At 36.4% G+C, this 5,244-nt stretch carries 2 protein-coding genes and 1 pseudogene; all 3 read right to left on the reverse strand.

Annotation, left to right across the window (positions count from 1 at the left end; all coding sequences use genetic code 11):
• Positions 1-594, reverse strand: a pseudogene (locus tag F6K37_RS31425) (hypothetical protein); the annotation flags it as partial.
• On the reverse strand, positions 563-4,069 hold the full coding sequence (locus tag F6K37_RS31430; protein WP_071102746.1) for an acetate and sugar kinases/Hsc70/actin family protein: 3,507 nt from the start codon (positions 4,067-4,069) through the stop codon (positions 563-565). The pseudogene F6K37_RS31425 and the gene F6K37_RS31430, both read right to left, overlap by 32 nt.
• Positions 4,027-5,244, reverse strand: a 1,218-nt coding sequence (locus tag F6K37_RS31435; protein WP_287254471.1) for a hypothetical protein, incomplete at its 5' end; no start/stop codon positions are given. The genes F6K37_RS31430 and F6K37_RS31435, both read right to left, overlap by 43 nt.

Consider the following 5,244-nt stretch of genomic DNA (forward strand, 5'->3'; position numbering starts at 1 on the left):
TTGAGCCTTAACTGTTCCTGTTAAACCAGGATAGAGAAGTTTATTTTCTGAAAAAGGAAGTTCGTTGTTGTTCGTATCATCTTCCTTTGCCTTGATTTTTTTAGCTGACTGTAGAGCTTTATTTTGCCACTTTTGAGCCATAGACCCTGGAACACGCAGTAAAAGCTTTTGAATTTCGTCCCATAAGTCTGAGTCATTAGTGCTTCGAGGTTTTGAATCACCAATATAAGGGTAAAGTTTCTTATCTGTGAAGAAGTCATTACAGAAATCTTGGAGAATTAATCCTGGATTTTTAAAATCAGTTAAATTTTCCGAATTTGTATTCTTGGAAGTATCTTTGTTAGAGAGAGCCTCGTTAGAAGTATTCTCTTTTAAAAGCTGATCTAGTAGTTCGGATAGCTGACCACAAAGGGTAGCTTCTTCTGAATTGTCTAATGAAATAGCTTCTGCACGGGCTGATTCCAAAGAGGCATACAGTCCCTTGAGAGTATGCCGTAGATATCGCCCTAGCTCCGAGTCTCTTACTAACAACTGTTTGAGCAGTTGACTCAATCCATCACCATCAGTGTACTCCACTAAAGGGGTTTTGCTCATCGTTATTCTCTTCTTCTATGGGACTACGCTTAACTCTAAGTACACATCCATCTTTTTCTTTTAAAACTTCTGGTTGATCCGATATCCAATAAGGAACTTCCCCTTCATGAATACGCAGATTACTTTGGTCATCAATTGTAATGTAGTATCTGCAGTTATCCTTAATCTGATTTTCCTCAAATCCTAATGTACCAAGATATATTTCCTTCAGTTTTGGGCTCTCTAAGCTGGGATAGTAAGCATAGAAGGTGTGTCTGCCACTTCTGGGGAATGCTGGGAGAGGTCGAGGCTTCTGGTTCTCATCTTTGCTGATAGCTCCTTTAGTTTCTTTAGTTGTTTGTTCTCCTTCGTCTTCATTGTGAAAAATATCATCAAGTTTTTCCCCAGCCTTGAAAACTAGGTGTGGAGATTCTTCATTGATCCCAATAGCAATATCCCACTGAAGTACACTATCGATAATCATAGCTTGAGGAACTTCTTCTTGTATATTTGCTTTCTCCAACTCTTCTGTTCGTGTTTTTAGCTCTTCCGATATTGTTTGGTTAATATTTGTTAAGGTAGAGTTATTGTCATCCACCTGATCCCCTACTAAATAATGAGGTTTGCCCCGACAAACTACCATTTCAATTTCTAGGGTTTGGTTAACTTCAAACTGAGCTTGGAATCCCTCATACCATTGATTATTATTCTGGGAAAATATTCCGATTTGTTTGGCAATCTCTTCAAAGTTAAATTTAGCCCATAAAATTTCTCTTTGACTTTCAAAGTCTCGACGATAAATGTTCGTAGTTGGTAAAACACCGAACCATTCACTTCGAGCTTTAGCTTCCTCATTAGGATTAAATTTATACAATGGCTGTCGTGCTTGAAAAACTGGTTCTAAAGAACCTACAACTTGCCTCAAGAAAGCACAAGGCAATGTGTAAAGTAAATTATTAACTTCGATATAGAGTTCGCTTTTACCTTCTTTTAGCTTGTCTTTCGCTGATTTCGGAGAATAAGTGAACTGCTGTCGGCTCATGCCATAACAAGCCCCGATTGACGTAGCTAATTTGGCATAGTCAGGTACAAAAGTAATCCTGGCTGGGTTCCACTCGAAATCGTTCTTGGTATTGCTAAAGATTTCATTAATTTTACGCCTGACTAAATCTAGATGGCAAGTCTGTCCCGATAAAATTAACCAATCCAAAGGTTCTTTTTTACCAGTTAAACTGTCTTTAGGCAATCGGCTTTCTAGCAATTCTTTAGCAATATTGATTGCTTCTCCAACCACTTTTGAAGCAGCTGTTTCAAGTTGTTGTTTAGATAGCTTGATGCCAGGATTATATTCACCAAGCTCAATAGCTTGTTGAACGCGAATAAATTGTTCTAATTGATTCGGCGGAATTTCATATTCATCATATTCAACGCTACTTTTGCTTAATTCAACTTTAGCATCATCAGCCCATCGCCAAAGGGTGTAAAAAGCTTGTAGTTTTTTTCGATCCTCTTTCCATCGAGTTGGTAATATTTCTTCTGCATAGTTTAAAACTGTTGAATAAAATGGATCGTTTTCTGGGTTTTCTTTGTCAATGCACTCTAATAGGGAGCGAGTGCGGTATTTGTTGTGATTATCTTGTTGCAAAAATCTTGGCTCTAATCCTCTGATCAGCAGGTCTAACTTATCATCCTTTAATTTTCCTTCTGTAAATGCCGTTAACAAATTGTCAACAATCGCTACTTTAAGCACGCGAAAGAGTCGTAGAGTAATTAACTCACCCCCTAAAAATAAGTGTCCAGAAGACCCCATCAACTCTGGAGTCAGAACATAGTAACGTCCACCAGCTCCTCGATCTTCTCCTGGGTCAAATGGACTATCATTTCTCAGAAGTAAACGAATTAAAGCCAAGTCTGTCGTTCCACCACCAATGTCCAATACCATTAGGTTTTGAGCCCATTTTTGACCGCTACGACGACAGCGAGTTTTAAAAGCTTCTATACCGATAGTTTGGTTTCCACCAAATTCTCGCCATACATAGAAAATAGCAGCAGCGATTGCTTCATCAAAATCTTTTTTTACGTCTACTTTGACATCTGTATCTGTAAATTTTTGCTCAAGAATTTGACTTACTAAGTCTTCCAGTTTACGACGATTTTCTGGCTTAGATACCGTCGGATAAGTAACTATTACTCTGTAAAATTTACCGCTATCATAACGTTGTTTGTTTTCCGGTTTATCTTTAAAATTTTCTGTTAATTCAATCAGACATTTCATTGCTGCTTGAATTAGCTCACTATATTCAATATTTTTCTCTTCTCCTTCCCAATATATCTTGATTTTATCTTCTTCTCCTTTTTTTATGGTTTTATTAAGGTAACGCTTCGGAGAATGATGAAACTTACTTTCTATTTTTCGCCAAAATGTTTCCTGGTTTTCATCTTCCTGGTTTTCATCAGTAGTCTCTTGGGACATCGCTGCCAATCGATTATTTCTAGCTATTTCCCCCATTTCCACTTCCAAGAATCCATTTACACCAACCAGTTCCAGTTCGCTAGTAATTTGTGTATCTTGGGGTAGATTTTTATCTATTTTTGCCAGAACGATACGTTCCTTTTGTAAGGGTGGTAACTGAAATAATTGACGGTAAATTTCGTTAAGTTTTTTACTAACTACCGGGTAGATTGGATCATCTAGTCTAGTACCTAAGGAAATTTCTAGTTGGCGAATTCCCTCTAACAAGAGCGAGCTATTTTTATTGTCGATAATTTCTGGCCAAGATTTTCCCAAATTATTTTCAACTTGTTCGATATATTCCTGCCATTCATCATCACCAACTCCTGGTAATTTTGAGTCAGATGAGCCTAACCATTCGTTAAAAAGTTTAAATAATAGGTCTTTTTGTTCCAAGGATAATTCGTTTGGTTCTATTGCTTCTCTAGGATCGTAAAAAGTAACAGTAGAATTTGAAGTACCAAAATCGATAGCAATCCATCCACCATGTGAGAGCATTTTTTCCCCCTTACTTGTTTTTTTGTAAAATAAATTACAGGTTTGAGACTTTGTGTGCGATTCACTTACGTTGCTATTTTGCTCGATATAATCTATTTTAAATCCTAAAAAATAATTGGCAGAAATGGGCAGAGATCTATCGAGTTTGCAGTATGGAGAAAAACGTAATAGCGAATCCAGATAAAATGGTATTGGATAATTCTTAAAAGAATTATTGTAAGCCTGTTGAATTTTATCTCTAAGTTCTAGAGGATTTCCTGTTATAGTACAGTTGATATGATCAATCCTTATAAGATTAGCTGGATCGTCGTGCTCATGAATCAGGTCTATTACAGGAAGCTTTAACCACTTAGTATTGTTTACTGTTTTAATTTGGTTTTGGTTCAACAGAAATTTATTTACAATCTTAATTCCAACAGGCATATCAACATCTTTGGCAAAGTTTAAAGAGGAATATTTACTAGCTCCTGTAGAATTAATAACCAATCTGGTGTGGTTTTTTCAGTTGGCTCTTCACCTACCATTTGTTTTAGCAACGTTCTATCTGCTAAGAAATCTTCTTCCAATCTTCCAATAGCATCTTCTAAAAATGATGTTTGGAGTTCCTTATTGACTGTTTGATTTGTTTTGCTTAAAAGTTGAATAAAGCTATCACTAACGCTAAAAATCATTGTATCTCGAAGTCCCAGTATAAAAGTTAGATGGTTTTCGTAGAGTGGTATTCTTTGATTAGCTTGTTTATGGTCTGGAGACCACCCGAATATCAAAGCAGGTTCATTACTGTTTTTGTCTTCACGGGGTAAAGGAAATAAAGTTTCTGGGTCTATAGTTATAAAACTATTTTCTTTGACTATTTCGAGTAGCTCTGATTCCCATTCGCTCGGAGATGCTAAATCATCAAGTAACTCTTGTATATATTCTTGTATTTCTTCTTTTTTCACAACACAATTTTCAATTTCATACCGTATTTTTTTGATATTGATTGTCCTTTGATTATCCTTTAAGGAAATTAGGTTATTTGATAATTCATCTAACCAGTCTTTGATAGACTGGTCAACACGCTCCTGAGTAAATTTCTCTATGTTATCGCAAGCGTCCTTAAAACGATCGTAAAATTCATCGCTTCTAGTAAAAGGTTTTCGTTCTCTCTTTGTTCTTCGAGTTGTTCTTCGAGAAGAAAATTCCCCTCTACTGTTAGGTTGCAAATTGACGATTCCGTTTTCAATTTTGAGAAATAGGGTTCTCCATTCACTCCAGCGAGAGATTTCAGAATTGACTTTTTCTTCAACCTCTTTTCGAAGGGAAATTTTGCTTCTTGTTTCATCTATTCCTACTCCCAATTCCAATGGATTTTTTTCTAAATGGGTTTTTAACGCTTGATAGCTATCTGCTAATTCTCGGAGTGCTTGGCGCAGGATTCGTAATTTGGGATTCTCAGAAGCCAGCAATTTAGCCAGTGAAGGATTATTAACTTTCTGTGCTAAATTTTGTTGTTCCTTAACCAAAGTTTGTACTTTAACGTTGACATCTTTATATAATTGTTCAAGACCATGAGTTGCCACGTGATTTTCAAGCAGATACCGTAGTCTAGAAAGACCACCATCTTTTGTGAAAGCATCTAGCCAAGTTACTAAAATACTATCAGGTTCAGATTTTTTTAA

It is taken from the genome of Moorena sp. SIO4E2, from assembly GCF_010671945.1.
Lineage (GTDB): Bacteria > Cyanobacteriota > Cyanobacteriia > Cyanobacteriales > Coleofasciculaceae > Moorena > Moorena producens.